This window comes from Amycolatopsis sp. lyj-90, assembly GCF_046549035.1.
Classification (GTDB): Bacteria; Actinomycetota; Actinomycetes; order Mycobacteriales; family Pseudonocardiaceae; genus Amycolatopsis.
Map to the genome: position 1 here is coordinate 167,907 of NZ_JAJPWP010000004.1, position 12,539 is coordinate 180,445.

Below are 12,539 nucleotides of genomic sequence, written 5' to 3' on the forward strand. Positions count from 1 at the left end.
GAATGCCCAGAATCCCCGCCATGCAGGCCGTCGTCGACGTCCTGCTCAGTGAAGGCGTCGACACCGCTTTCGGCTGTCCCGGTGCCGCGATCCTCCCGCTGTACCACGCGATGCAGGGCAGCGGCATCGAGCACTTGATCGTGCGCCACGAAGAAGGCGCGACCCATATGGCCGACGGGTGGGCCAGGACCACCGGCAACGTCGGCGTCGCGATCGGCACCTCCGGGCCCGCCGGGACGAACATGATCACCGGGCTCTACACCGCGCAGGCCGATTCGATCCCGATCATCTGCATCACCGGGCAGGCCGACTCGCGGAAGCTGCACACCGAGGCGTTCCAGGCCGTCGACATCGTCGAGATCGCCAAGCCGGTGACGAAATGGGCGGTGCAGGTCAAGGAAGCCGCGCAACTGCCCTGGGTGTTCCGGGAAGCGTTCCGGATCGCGCGGTCCGGCCGCCCGGGCCCGGTGCTCATCGACCTGCCGATCGACGTCCAGCGGCAGGAGATCGAGTGGGACTCCAGCATCGACTCGCCGCTGCCGGTCATCGTCGCGACGCCGTCGCCCGCCCGGGTCGAGCGTGCGCTCGACCTGCTGCTTGCCGCCGAACGGCCGCTGATCCTCGCGGGCGGCGGCGTGGTCCTCGGCGGCGCGAGCGACCGGCTGCGGACTGCGGCCGAACTGCTCGGCGTCCCGGTCGGCGTCACGCTGATGGGCAAGGGGACCTTCCCCGAGGATCACGAACTGTTCGCCGGCATGGCCGGGATCCAGACGTCGCAGCGGTGGGCGAACGCGGCCTTCCTCGAAGCGGATCTGGTGCTGGCGCTCGGCGCGCGGTTCGGCGACCGGCACACCGGTGACCTCGACGTCTACCGCGGCAGCCGGAAGTTCATCCACGTCGACATCGAGCCGACGCAGCTGGGCAAGGTGTTCGGGCCCGACCTCGGGATCGTGTCGGACACGGGCGCCTTCCTGGACGCGCTGATCGAGGCGGCGTCGAAGCGTTCTCCGGCACGGGACAGCGCTTGGCCGCGGCGGATCGGTGAGCTGAAGGAGAGCCTGCCCCGGCGGGAGGACTTCGAGGACACGCCGATCAAGGCGCCGCGGGTGTTCAAGGAGATCAACGAGTTCTACGGCGAGGACGCGTACTTCGTCACCGCGATCGGGCTCTACCAGATCTGGTCCGGGCAGTTCCAGCGCGCGCACAAGCCGCGCCACTACCAGGTGTGCGGCCAGGCGGGCCCGCTCGGCTGGGAGATCCCGGCCGCGATCGGCGTCAAGAAGGCGAAGCCGGAGGCCGAAGTCGTCGGCGTCGTCGGGGACTACTCGTTCCAGTTCCTGGTGGAGGAGCTGGCGGTGGCCGCGCAGTACGACGTCGGATTCGTGCTGATCATGCTCAACAACGAGTACCTGGGGCTCATCCGGCAGGCCGAGACCGGCTACGAGATGAACTTCGAGGTCGACATCCACTACGACAAGAACGGCACGGACAACGTGAAGGTCATGGAGGCCTACGGCTGCGCCGGGACCCGCGTGACCGAGCCTGGCGAGATCCGGGCGTCGCTGGAATGGGCGCGCAAGGAGGCCGAGCGGACGTCACGGCCGGTGCTGGTGGAGATCATGATCGAACGCGAAGGGAACGCCGCGATGGGCAAGGCGCTCGACAGCGTCGTCGAGTTCGAGCCCATCGCGGGCTGATGACGGGGTCCCGGTCGTTGCCCCTGTGGCGGCCGGGACCCCCTCAGGCGTCAGGCCTTGGACTGGTCGTTGCTCAGCCACTTCTCCGGACGGACCCGCACCAGCACGGAGTTGTCGCTGAGCGAGCCGTCGACGTACGCCGTTCCCTCGGCCTCCGGCAGGTAGCGGTGCGCGATCTTCAACGCCTGCTCGCGGGTGGGCGGCACGTCGTTGGCGATGACCGGACCCTCGGCCGTGACGTACTTGTAGGGGAAGGTCTCGGTCTGCGCGACCAGGCTGAGCCTGCCCGCCTTCTTGATCGCCTTGTCCTTGACCGAACCGCCGTCCATCCAGATCAGGAGTTCGCCGCCGGGCTCGTAGTCATACCAGACCGGTACGGCCAGCGGGGCCCGTCCTTCCCGCTCGACGGCCAAGACCCCGATGTGAACCTCGCTCAGGAAGGTTTCCCGTTCTTCGGCGGTCATGACGAAAGACGACATTCGTGTCTCGCTTCTCTCGGTTGATGAGCTACGAGAAGCGGTAACGCGGGGCGGCTTCAGGACATTCCGGACGTTCCAACCTCGTGAGTGGTACGGACGGTTCTAACCGTCCGTACCACTCACGAGTCGTTACGGCGTGGGGGAGGCGGAGCTGGTCGGCGTCGCCTCACCGGTGTTCCCGGCCGGAGTCGAGGACGGCGGCGGGGTCGTCGTGGTGCTGGACGGCGGCGGCGTCGAGGACGGAGGCGTGCTCGAAGGCGGTGTCGACGAGGGCGGTGTCGACGAAGGCGGCGTGCTTGTCGGCTTCGTCGGCGAAGAGCTGCTCGGCGGCGGTGTGCTGCTGCTCGGCGGGAACGACGAGCCGGGCAGCGGGTTCGGCGGCGGCGTGGTCGTGCCGGGCGGGGGAGTGCCGGGCAGGGTGGGCACCGGGACCTGGCCGCCGGGCGTGCCCGCGGCGACGTCCGAGGAGTCCGGGGCGCCGACGGGGACCTGGCTGTCGGGGAACGTCGCGACGCCGCCGCGGTAGGAGACCGCCCACCGGATCACGGTGTCCACATAGGACAGCGAGTGGTTGTAGCGGTACACGGCCACGCGCTGGGTCTGCTCCGACGTCAGGTCGACACCGCCCGAGCAGAGATAGCGGCCCGAGCCCAGCGTCGCGTCGTAGATGTTGTTCGGGTTCGACTCGCCGTCGCCGTTGCCGTCGGAGGCGTAGCCCTTCCAGGTGGAGGGGATGAACTGCGTCGGGCCGACGGCGCGGTCCCAGACCGTGTCGCCGTCGTACTTGCCGCCGTCGGTGTCCGGGATGGCCGCGAACGGGCCGGCGCCGTTGAGCTGCGGGCCGAGGATCGGTTCGAGGGTGTTGCCCTTGGCGTCGACGTAGCCGCCGCGCGCGTGGTTGGACTCGATCCGGCCGATACTCGCGATCAGCGCCCAGTCGATGTGACAACCGGGCAGTTCCTTCGCGAGGATGTCGGCCGCGTTCTTGTAGGCCTTCATCATGCTCGCCGGGATACCGAGCGCGCCCGACGGCGCGAACGAGCCACCGACGTTGCCGGTGCCGCCGGGGACGATCAGCGGATCGGGATTGGGGGGCTCGGGGAGGCTTCCGTCGACGGCGATCTCCGGGACCGTGCCCACCGGCGGCTGCCAGGCCGCGGCCTGGTTCTGCGGCGCGGCCGGCTTCGGTGCGGCGATCGGCGTGTCGGGACCCGCCGACGCGGTGACCGCGGGCAGGACGGCGAGCGCGCCACCGGCGAGCGCGAAGGCCGTCCGGTGCCGGGCGGACAGCCTGTCCGTCTGTCGAGGGCGGTGCTTCGGCATGTTTTCTCCCGCTAGGTCGACTCCGGGCAAAACTATCCGATACAACCGAATTTCGGGGAGGACGCAACGAAAAACCTGTGAACCTGCCGGGTTTTCGTCCGCCCGGCACAAGACCTTCGTAGTGAAGTTGTCAATTTCACGCTGAGTTCACCGAAACGTCAGCAGAATCCTCGGGCACTTCAACAACGTGGTCTGAACCGCGTGCAAAGAAGTCTTTGCACAATCTCCTTTGCACGCGGTACCTTGGTGCCATGACCGGTCCGCCGCCGCCCGAAGAGATCACCGACGCCGCCGTACTGAAGGCGGTGATGCACCCGTTGCGCAGGCGGATCATGGAGGCGCTGGGCCGTGGGCCCGCGACGGCGACGAAGCTGGCCAAGGAACTGGGGGAGAGTTCGGGCGCGACCAGCTATCACCTGCGAGAACTGGCGAAGTACGACTTCATCGACGAGGCGCCGGAGCTCGCGCACGGCAAGGAACGCTGGTGGCGCGCCCGGCAGCGCGACATCCGCTGGCCCCGGCACAGCGAGCAGAGCGAAGAGATGCGCGCGGTGTTCGACGAGGCGCAGCGTGCCGCGTTCACCGAGGACCTCGAGCAGATGGCGCGGTTCATCGAACGCCGCGGTGAGCTGGGCGATTGGGGTGACGCGCTGGTCTTCTCCCGGGGCGCGGTCCACGTGAACATCGAGGAGCTGAAGCAGTTCTGGGAGGAGTACCTGGACTTGTTGCGCCGCTATTGGCGGCCGGAACCCGGTCCGGACGCGCGAAAGGTGTACGTGCGCTGGACGGCGTTCCCGGATCCGGACGAGGAGTAAGGAGGGGGAGCTGAAACACCGGTGGGAGAGCGGCCACTCGACCACCGGTATCGCGTCACCACGCCGGACGGCGTGTCTTCACGAACGACTCCACACACAAAGGGGGAGCAGCATGCTGCTCTGGAAACGGATCGCGGCCGCAGGCGCCGCGATGAGCCTGCTCGCGGCGGGGACCGCGACGGCCGCGCAACCGCCGGACGGGGTATCCCGGGCGGACGCCACCATCCGCTACACCGAATACGGCATCCCGCACATCGTCGCGAACGACTACGTGAACCTGGGCTTCGGGCAGGGGTACGCCGCCGCCAAGGACAACATCTGCGCGATCGCGGACGTCGCGGTCACGACGCGGGCCGAGCGATCCCGCTGGCTGGGCCCGGACGCGCCGCCGACGAGCGGGGTGAGCCAGGCGAGCACGAACCTCGCCAGTGACCTGTATTTCCAAGGTCTCAACGAAAGCGGCGCCGTCGAGCGGTTGCTGGGCGAGCCCGCGCCGCGCGGGCCGTACCGCGAGGTCCGCGAACTGATCCGCGGTTACGTCGAGGGCGTCAACAAGTACCTGCGCACCGGGGAGATCACCGACCCGGCCTGCCGGGGCGCCGGCTGGCTGAAGCCGATCACCGAACTCGACGTCCACCGGCACAGCCACGCGATCGGGATGATCTTCGGGCAGGGCGGGCTCGCGGATTCGATCACCGCGTCGCTGCCGGGAGCCCCGCCCGCGGGCACGGGTCGTGAGCGGATGACCGGGGAGACCGGCATCGGCAGCAACGCCATCGCGATCGGTTCGGCCGCTTCGGCGAACGGACGAGGTGTCTCGCTGGCCAACCCGCATCTGCCGTGGCAGTCGAGCGGGACCAGGCTGTGGCAGTCGCAGCTGAGCCTGCCGGGCAAGCTCAACGTCAGCGGCGCCGGTATCCCCGGTATCCCGCTGATGTGGCTGGGGCACAACGAAACCGCGGCCTGGAGTGGCACGGCCACCGACACGACCCGCACGTACACGCTGTTCGAGTTGAAGCTCGTGCCCGGCTCGCCGACGACGTACCTGGTCGACGGGAAGCCCGAGCGGATGCGGCGCAACGACGTGAGTGTCCTGTCGCGCAAGGCGGACGGCACCCTGGAGCGCGTCGTGCGTCCACAGTGGACGACCAGATACGGTCCGGTGACCACCCGGCTCGGGCAACGAGAACTGCCGTGGACGGCATCGAGCGCCTTCGCGATCGCGGACGCCAACGCCGGGAACCTCGGGATGACGAACTCCATGTTCGAGATCGCCCGAGGCCGGACGGCGGGGGAGATGATCGACTCGGTCCGCAAGACGCAAGGGCTGCCTTGGATGAACATCCTCGCCACCGACGATCGCGGCCGCGTCGAATACAGCCAGATCCACGGCGTTCCGCACGTCACCGACGAGAAGGCGGCGCGCTGCAACACTCCGCTGGGCAAGGAACTCTTCGACGCCGACGGGATCGCGGTACTCGACGGCTCCAGGACGGCCTGCGCTTGGGGTCGCGACCGTGACGCGCTGCGGCCCGGAGTCTTCGGTCCGTCCAGTCTTCCGGGCCTGAGCAGGGACGACTACCTGGCGAACTCGAACGACAGCTACTGGCTGTTCAATCCGGCCGCGCCCAGGACCGGGTTCCCCAGGATCGTGGGCCCGGTCCGCACCGAGCAGAACCTGCGGACCCGGGGCGGCTTCGTCGAGATCGCCGATCAGCTGAAGAAGGGCGGCTTCACCGGGCAGGCCATGCGGGACCTGATGTACTCGCATCGCGACCATGCGGCCGAACTCGTGCGGGCCGACGTCGTCACGATGTGCGCCGCGATGCCGGGAATGGACGCCGCGTGCGCCGCTTTGGCCGCCTGGGACGGGCGTTCCGACGCCGGGAGCCGGGGCGCGCTGCTGTTCGACCGCTTCTGGTCCCGAGCGGACCGGATGGGGCCCGCCGTCTGGAAGGTGCCGTTCGACGTCAAGGATCCCGTCCACACCCCGAACACTCTCGACACCGGGAACGCGGCGATCCGCAAGGCGCTCACCGACGCCGTCGCCGAGCTGACGGCGGCGAAGATCCCGCTCGACGCGCCCTACGGTGACCATCACTATGTCGAGCGCGACGGCAAGAAGATCCCGCTCGGCGGCGGGACGGCCGGGCGCGGGGTCTACAACTCCTTGGGCGGGCCGTGGGATCCGGCTCGCGGCTACACCGAGATCGTGCACGGCGGGACGTATCTGCACGTCGTGGCGTTCACCGGGACCGGCTGCCCGGACACGACGACGTTGCTGACCTATTCGCAGTCCGCGAACCCGGAATCCGCGCACCACAGCGACCAGACGGAGCTGTACGCGCGCAAGCACTGGGTCACCGAACGGTACTGCGAGAAGGACATCCTCGCGTCGCCGTCGCTCGAGGTGGTCCGGGTGAGCAGGCGATGATCGCCGCGCTGCTCGCGGCCGTCATGGCGGTGTCGTCGCCCGCACCCGTCGCCGCTCCGGCCGGCGACGTCTCGTTCACCAGCCACGGCGTGACCTTGCGCGGAACGGTGGTCGCGCCGGAAGGGGGCGGCCCGGTGCCGGGCATCGTCATGGTGCACGGCTCGGGCGAACACGACCGGGACGACTACCGCGCCGAGGCCGAAGCCTTCGCCAAGGCGGGGATCGCGACGCTGATCTACGACAAGCGGACCGAAGGCTATTCCCTGTTCGAGCGGGACTACTCGGTACTGGCCGACGACGCGCTGGCCGCGGTCCAGGCGCTGCGCTCGCGCCCTGGCGTGGATCCGGCCCGCGTCGGGGTCTGGGGCTTGAGCGAAGGGGGCTGGGTCGCGCCCTTGGCGGCGTCGAAGTCGAAGGACGTCGCTTTCGCGATCACCGTCGGCGCCAACGGGGTCTCGCCCGACCGTCAGCAGTCCTGGGCCCTCGAGACCTACCTGCGGCACGGCGGGGTCGAGGGCTCGATGGTGGACATGGTGGCGTCGACGAACATGCGGACCCTCGCGGGCGCCGGTGTGTTCCCCGAGGCCGGGTACGACCCGGTGCCGGTGCTGGAGAAGGTGCGGCAGCCTGTTCTCGGGCTGTGGGGTGAGCTGGACCGGCTCACCCCACCCGGCGAAGCCGTCCGGATCTTCCGGGAAACACTGGAACGGGCCGGGAACCCGCAGTACACGCTGAAGGTGTTTCCCCAGGCCCAGCACGGGCTCCGGCGGACCACCGACGGCTTCGACAAGCTCGACGGTTTCGCTCCCGGCTACCTCGATCTCGTCGGGACGTGGGTGAACGGACTCGACGACGGGCCCGTCCGGCCGTCCTCGGATCCGCCGCCCGGGCAAGCGAGTCAGAGCGTCGCCCTGGCACCGCTCTCGTGGTACGAGGCGCCGTGGCTGCAGATCGCCGTCTGGGCGTTGGCATTGCTGGCGTTCGCCGCCTACCCGGTGACGGCGTTGTTCCGGCGCCGCAAGGAAGTGCCGCTCGCGCGGCCCGCGCGCTGGCTGGCGTCGACCGGTCTGCTCGCCACGGCGGGATTCCTCGGCTACTACATCGTCCTGACGACGGGGGCGGCGATGGCACCGGGTCCGGTCCTTTTCGGACGGACGCTGCCGTGGCTCGCGCTGCAACTGCTCGCGGTGGGCGTCGTCATCGCCGGTGTGGTGACGGCGGTTTCGTGGTGGCGGCGGAAGGACCGCGGGGGAGTCCGCGTCGGGCTGCTGCTGGCAGGAGCCGTCCTGTTCGTTCCGTGGGCCGTCCATTGGGGACTGCTGGTGCCGTGACGGAAGAGCCTGGGTGCCGGGCGGCCACCCGGCACCCAGGCGAACGGAAGCCGCGTCACCACGCCCGAGGGCGTGTCTTCACGAACGGACCTCCGGGTCAGAAGATACTCAGGACTTCGGGGTGACGGCGAATCGGCGCAGGTGCAGGGCCGGGTTCTTGGCGCGCACCTCGGAGATCCGCTCGGCGGAGACCTCGCCGGTCGCGGTTCCCGTCCGCTCGCCGAGCGAGGCGACGACGACGCCCATCGGATCGACGATCATGCTGTGCCCCGATCCGGTCGGCGCCGCCTGCCCCGCCGCGACGAGGTAGATCGTGTTCTCGATCGCCCGCGCCCGGACCAGCGTGGTCCAGTGGTCCTCCTTGAGCGGGCCGGGCATCCACTCGGCGGGCAGCAGGACCGCGTCCGCGCCCGCGTCGACCAGGCGGCGGGTGACTTCCGGGAACCGCAGGTCGTAGCAGGTCTGGAGACCGAAGACGATCCCGTCGACCTCGAACGTCTCCGGCGCTTCGATGTCACCGGGCCGGACCAGTTCCGATTCGCGGAAACCGAAGGCGTCGTAGAGGTGCAGCTTGCGGTAGAGCGCGGCGATCGCCCCGTCGGGACCGGCCGCGACCAGTGTGTTCGAGATCCGCTCGCCGCCGGGGAGCGCTTCGTTGACGCCCGCGACGACGGTGATCTGCCGGTCCTTCGCGAGACCACGCAGTTCGGTGACGAACGGACCGTCGAGTTCTTCGGCCGAGGTCACGAATTCCCGGCTCATCGTCGGTACGGTGAACATCGAGTACTCGGGCAGCACGACCACCCGCGCACCGCGGTCGGCCGCTTCGCCGACGAGGGAGGCGACGCGGGCGAGGTTGGCTTCCTTGTCGTTGCCGGGCGCGAACTGCGCCACCGCGACGTGCACCATGGGACCCCTTCCGATAGGTGGAAGTCTTGTATACATGATGGATACTTGGCTGGTCCAGGTGTAGGCTCGGTCGCGGAAAGTAACGGCATAGAGGGGGAGCGAGATGACTGTGACCGCCGAAGGGGGCGGCCCGGCGCGCGAGCGGGTCTACACGTGGCTGCGCGACGGAATCATCTCGGGCGAGCTCGAAGGCGGCCGCTTCCTCGACGAAATGTGGGTTTCCGGCGTCGTCGGCGTGTCCAGGACGCCGGTTCGCGAAGCGTTCCACCGCCTGGCCGCCGAAAGGTTCATCAGCCTCTTGCCGCGCAAGGGCGCCCAGGTGCGCACGGTCACTTCCCGGGAACTGGAAGAGGTCTACCAGAGCAGGCGGCTGATCGAAGGCCACGCCATCGCGACGCTCTGCGCGAACCGGGCCGGTGCTCCCGCCGAACTGCCGGAACTCATCGAAGGGATGGTGCGCTCGGGTGCCGAACGCGACTGGTTCGCCGTTTCGGGATTCGACCGCCGGTTCCATCGCGCCATCGTGAACGCCGCGGGCAACACCGTCCTGACCGAGTTGTACGACACGCTCCGTTCGCGTCAGCAGCGTGTCACCGTCCGCGCGCTGGAGGCCCGCCCGGAACGGCTGACGGTGATCAACTCCGAACACCGGGAACTGGTCGCCGCCCTGAACGACCATGACGCGAAAGAGGCGTCACGGTTGCTGGAGCAGCATTTGCGCCCGGTGTCCGAAGTGATGTCGGTGCTGCCTCAGGAAGGCTGACCCGGCTGGTCGTGCGTCGAGCAGTGGATCCCGCCGCCGCCCGAGGCGATGGTCGAGATCTTCACCGGCACGATCTCGCGGCCGGGGAACTGCTCGCGCAGGATCTCCTGTGCACGCTCGTCCGCCGCGGCGTCGCCGAACTTCGGCACGAAGACCGACTTGTTCGCGACGTAGAAGTTGGCGTACGAGATCACGCTGTCCTCGCCGTAGCCTTCGACCTTGTCCGGATCCGGCTGGACGAGGTCGATCACCTTGAAGGGTTTGCCGTCGGCGTCGGTGGCGCCCGCCAGTACCGACCTCGCCTGATCGGCCGCGCGGGACCACGAGTCCGGCGGGGTGCCGGGCGCGGCTTTGTCGAGCAGTACGACGCCGGGCGCGGTGAACCGGGCCAGGCAGTCGACGTGGGCGTCGGTGATGTCCTCGCCGCGGACGCCCGCGAACCAGATGACCTTCCGGACGCCGAGCACCTTCTTCAGCTCGTCTTCGATCTCCTGGCGGCTCTTGCCCTTGTTGCGGTTGTCGTTGACCAGTGAGCTTTCGGTGACCATCAGCGTCCCGGCGCCGTCGGTCTCGAACGAACCGCCTTCCGCGGTGATCCAGGTTTCGGTGCGGGCCAGTCCGTACTTGCCCAGCACCGACCGCGCGACGGCGTTGTCCTTGTCGTGCGGCTTCTGCTTGTCGCCCCAGCCGTTGAAGTTGAAGTCGACTCCCGCGACCTTGCCCGCCTCTTCCACGAACACGGGGACGGTGTCGCGCGCCCACAGGTCGTCGACGGGGATCGGGACGACCTCGACCGTGTCGCCGCACGCCTGCTGGGCGGTGTCCGCGTGTTCGGGCCGGGCGAGGAGCACCACCGGTTCGTAGCCGGCGATCGCCTTGGCCAGGCCGGCGATCTCCTCGCGGACGGCGGGCAGGTCTTCCGCCCAAATGGACTTCGACGCCGGCCAGGACATGAAGGTGCGCGCGTGGCTTTCCCATTCGGCGCCCAGTTTGCGGGCCGCCGCGGCGGCGGGCTCCGGCGACCCGGTCGTCGGAGCGGGCACGGGCGCCGAGGGGCTCGACGAACACGCCGAGCTCCCGACCGAGACGGCGCCGATCGCTGTCAGGGCACGCAGGACCGTGCGGCGGGGTAGGGACGAATCGAACACTGTGCACTCCTTGGCTGAACCGGTGACGACACGATAGCATCCTGACTGAAAATTCAGTCAGGACGAAACCGCTAGGGTGAACACCCGTGTTCGAACGTCAGCAGAAGATCTTGGAAGCGGCCGTGCGGGTGATCGCGCGCAGCGGCGTGCGGGGCCTGCGGGTCGAGAAGATCGCGGCCGAGGCCGGGATCTCGACGTCGTTGATCTACTACCACTTCACCAATCGCGCCGGGCTGCTCCGGAAGACCCTCGAGTTCGTCAGCGACCGTGCCGCGGGGTACACGGAGGAGGCCGCGGCCGGGGCCGTCGATTCCCGTACGGAGCTGGAACTCATGCTGTTCGGGGAACTCCAGGACACGCAGGCGGTGCGGGAGAACAGCACCGCCTGGGGCGAACTACGCGCCAGCGCGGTCTTCACCCCCGAGCTGCGCGAACCGCTGGCGGAGTCGACCCGGGTCTGGGTGGCCGAGGTCGCCGAGGTGATCCGGCGCGTCCACGACGCCGGGGCCGAGGCCGAGAACGCCGCCGAACGGCTCACCAGCCTGGTCGAAGGACTCAGCGAGCGGTGGCTTTCTGGTTCGATGGATCTGGACAGGGCGCGGGAGCTCCTGCGTGGCGCGATCACACTTGAACTGGACAGGGTGGGGGCCTGAATGGGACTCGAGAAGGTCGTCGGCACCATGCGTGACAACCTGACCGTCCGGCGTGTCTACGGCGAGCCGGTCGAGAAAGACGGCGTCGTGGTGATCCCGGCGGCGAGCATCATCGGCGGCGGAGGCGGCGGGCACGGCACCGAACAGGGCAAAGAGGGCGAGGGCGGCGGTTTCATGCTGGCCGCGCGTCCTGTCGGCGCGTACGTGCTCAAGGGCGGCGACGTCCGCTGGGTGCCCGCGGTGGACCTGACCTTCCTCGGCACGGTCTTCGCCGTCATGGTCGCGACGATCCATAGGGCCAGGCGCCGGAAGGGCTGACGCTCAAGCACCGGCGGTGATGCCGGTGAGGATGAGGTCGATCCCGGTGAGGAACTGCTCGCGGTCGTCGTGCTCACGCACCTGATCGGCGATGGACTTCATGAACGGGAACCGGTCGGAATCGAGGTTCTCCCACGCGCTCGCCGCCGCGTGGAGGAATTCGGCCCGGTCCACTTCCACGAGGACGCGGGCGTTCGCGGCGTTCTGCCCGGCGGCGCCGAAGATGTAGTGCATCAGCGCCGAGGTCGCCGTGAACCAGGTGGCTTCGGGTACGCCCAAAGCGCTGACCCGTTGTCCGAGGGTTTCGAAGATCTGCGGCGTCACCGACCCCCAAGGGCTGCGGGAAAACTGGACGGCGAGCTGCGGGGAAAGCCATGGGTGCCGGACGATCGCGTCGAACAGGCCGAGCGCGATGGCGCGGATCTCGTCCTGGGGCGAGCCTGAGGGCTCCGTGGCCAGCGCACCCGCGATGACCGACGCGGTGGCGGCGTTGAGCAGTTCGCCCTTGTTCGGCACATGCCAGTAGATCGCCCCGGCGCCGGTGGAGAGGCGTTCGGTCAGCGTCTTGAAGGTCAGCCCGCTTTCGCCGTCCGCGTCGAGCAGCGCGACGGCCGCCTCGACGATGCGTTCGCGGGACAGTGCCTCCGCGCGGGTCCGTTGCGCCATGCC

The 12,539-nt window shown here is 69.0% G+C and carries 12 protein-coding genes; 7 read left to right on the top strand and 5 right to left on the bottom strand.

What is annotated here, in order from left to right; genetic code table 11:
• Positions 1 to 2: 2 nt before the first annotated feature.
• Positions 3 to 1,697 carry a glyoxylate carboligase gene (gcl, locus tag ACLJPX_RS16725; protein ID WP_410600887.1) on the top strand — a complete coding sequence of 565 codons (1,695 nt, stop codon included), beginning with the start codon at positions 3 to 5 and terminating at the stop codon, positions 1,695 to 1,697.
• Between the two features lie 50 nt (positions 1,698 to 1,747).
• Here the strand turns inward: gcl and ACLJPX_RS16730 are convergent, their stop codons facing one another.
• Together ACLJPX_RS16730 and ACLJPX_RS16735 are read right to left on the bottom strand one after the other, a co-directional pair.
• On the bottom strand, positions 1,748 to 2,176 hold the full coding sequence (locus ACLJPX_RS16730; RefSeq protein WP_101607401.1) for a pyridoxamine 5'-phosphate oxidase: 429 nt from the start codon (positions 2,174 to 2,176) through the stop codon (positions 1,748 to 1,750).
• A gap of 129 nt (positions 2,177 to 2,305) precedes the next feature.
• Entirely contained in the window at positions 2,306 to 3,499 is a 1,194-nt protein-coding gene (locus ACLJPX_RS16735; protein ID WP_102906629.1) for a lytic transglycosylase domain-containing protein, read from the bottom strand.
• 251 nt (positions 3,500 to 3,750) lie between these two features.
• On the opposite strand from ACLJPX_RS16735, the gene ACLJPX_RS16740 reads away from it, so the two are divergent.
• The 3 genes from ACLJPX_RS16740 to ACLJPX_RS16750 all read left to right on the top strand — a co-directional run bounded on the left by ACLJPX_RS16740 (position 3,751) and on the right by ACLJPX_RS16750 (position 8,079).
• Positions 3,751 to 4,314, top strand: coding sequence for an ArsR/SmtB family transcription factor (locus tag ACLJPX_RS16740; protein ID WP_410600888.1), 564 nt, complete (start codon positions 3,751 to 3,753; stop codon positions 4,312 to 4,314).
• A gap of 112 nt (positions 4,315 to 4,426) precedes the next feature.
• Entirely contained in the window at positions 4,427 to 6,748 is a 2,322-nt protein-coding gene (locus ACLJPX_RS16745; RefSeq protein ID WP_410600889.1) for a penicillin acylase family protein, read from the top strand.
• Positions 6,745 to 8,079 (top strand): alpha/beta hydrolase family protein, encoded by a 1,335-nt coding sequence (locus tag ACLJPX_RS16750; protein ID WP_410600890.1) that lies wholly within the window; start codon positions 6,745 to 6,747, stop codon positions 8,077 to 8,079. The genes ACLJPX_RS16745 and ACLJPX_RS16750 overlap by 4 nt, the downstream gene beginning before the upstream one ends.
• A gap of 108 nt (positions 8,080 to 8,187) precedes the next feature.
• On the opposite strand, the gene ACLJPX_RS16755 is transcribed toward ACLJPX_RS16750, so the two are convergent.
• Positions 8,188 to 8,988 (bottom strand): carbon-nitrogen hydrolase family protein, encoded by an 801-nt coding sequence (locus tag ACLJPX_RS16755; RefSeq protein ID WP_410600891.1) that lies wholly within the window; start codon positions 8,986 to 8,988, stop codon positions 8,188 to 8,190.
• A 103-nt stretch (positions 8,989 to 9,091) separates the two neighbouring features.
• On the opposite strand from ACLJPX_RS16755, the gene ACLJPX_RS16760 reads away from it, so the two are divergent.
• Positions 9,092 to 9,751 (top strand): GntR family transcriptional regulator, encoded by a 660-nt coding sequence (locus ACLJPX_RS16760; protein WP_410600892.1) that lies wholly within the window; start codon positions 9,092 to 9,094, stop codon positions 9,749 to 9,751.
• Here the strand turns inward: ACLJPX_RS16760 and ACLJPX_RS16765 are convergent.
• Positions 9,739 to 10,899 (bottom strand): agmatine/peptidylarginine deiminase, encoded by a 1,161-nt coding sequence (locus ACLJPX_RS16765; RefSeq protein ID WP_410600893.1) that lies wholly within the window; start codon positions 10,897 to 10,899, stop codon positions 9,739 to 9,741. The two genes, ACLJPX_RS16760 and ACLJPX_RS16765, sit on opposite strands and share 13 nt — an antisense overlap.
• Before the next feature lie 86 nt (positions 10,900 to 10,985).
• Here ACLJPX_RS16765 and ACLJPX_RS16770 point away from each other — a divergent pair, with 86 nt between their 5' ends.
• Together ACLJPX_RS16770 and ACLJPX_RS16775 are read left to right on the top strand one after the other, a co-directional pair.
• Positions 10,986 to 11,552: a TetR/AcrR family transcriptional regulator gene (locus ACLJPX_RS16770; protein WP_410600894.1), complete on the top strand. Its 567-nt coding sequence runs from the start codon at positions 10,986 to 10,988 to the stop codon at positions 11,550 to 11,552.
• Positions 11,553 to 11,870, top strand: coding sequence for a sporulation protein (locus tag ACLJPX_RS16775; protein ID WP_410600895.1), 318 nt, complete (start codon positions 11,553 to 11,555; stop codon positions 11,868 to 11,870).
• 3 nt (positions 11,871 to 11,873) lie between these two features.
• Here the strand turns inward: ACLJPX_RS16775 and ACLJPX_RS16780 are convergent, their stop codons facing one another.
• A complete protein-coding gene (locus tag ACLJPX_RS16780) occupies positions 11,874 to 12,536 on the bottom strand; it encodes a TetR/AcrR family transcriptional regulator (protein WP_410600896.1) in 663 nt (220 codons plus the stop codon).
• Between the last annotated feature and the right edge of the window lie 3 nt (positions 12,537 to 12,539).

Bases quoted from the DNA above. Each gene is read 5' to 3' on its own strand.
- gcl (WP_410600887.1), top strand. From the start codon at position 3: ATGCCCAGAATCCCCGCCATGCAGGCCGTCGTCGACGTCCTGCTCAGT.
- ACLJPX_RS16730 (WP_101607401.1), bottom strand. From the start codon at position 2,176: ATGTCGTCTTTCGTCATGACCGCCGAAGAACGGGAAACCTTCCTGAGC.
- ACLJPX_RS16735 (WP_102906629.1), bottom strand. From the start codon at position 3,499: ATGCCGAAGCACCGCCCTCGACAGACGGACAGGCTGTCCGCCCGGCAC.
- ACLJPX_RS16740 (WP_410600888.1), top strand. From the start codon at position 3,751: ATGACCGGTCCGCCGCCGCCCGAAGAGATCACCGACGCCGCCGTACTG.
- ACLJPX_RS16745 (WP_410600889.1), top strand. From the start codon at position 4,427: ATGCTGCTCTGGAAACGGATCGCGGCCGCAGGCGCCGCGATGAGCCTG.
- ACLJPX_RS16750 (WP_410600890.1), top strand. From the start codon at position 6,745: ATGATCGCCGCGCTGCTCGCGGCCGTCATGGCGGTGTCGTCGCCCGCA.
- ACLJPX_RS16755 (WP_410600891.1), bottom strand. From the start codon at position 8,988: ATGGTGCACGTCGCGGTGGCGCAGTTCGCGCCCGGCAACGACAAGGAA.
- ACLJPX_RS16760 (WP_410600892.1), top strand. From the start codon at position 9,092: ATGACTGTGACCGCCGAAGGGGGCGGCCCGGCGCGCGAGCGGGTCTAC.
- ACLJPX_RS16775 (WP_410600895.1), top strand. From the start codon at position 11,553: ATGGGACTCGAGAAGGTCGTCGGCACCATGCGTGACAACCTGACCGTC.
- ACLJPX_RS16780 (WP_410600896.1), bottom strand. From the start codon at position 12,536: ATGGCGCAACGGACCCGCGCGGAGGCACTGTCCCGCGAACGCATCGTC.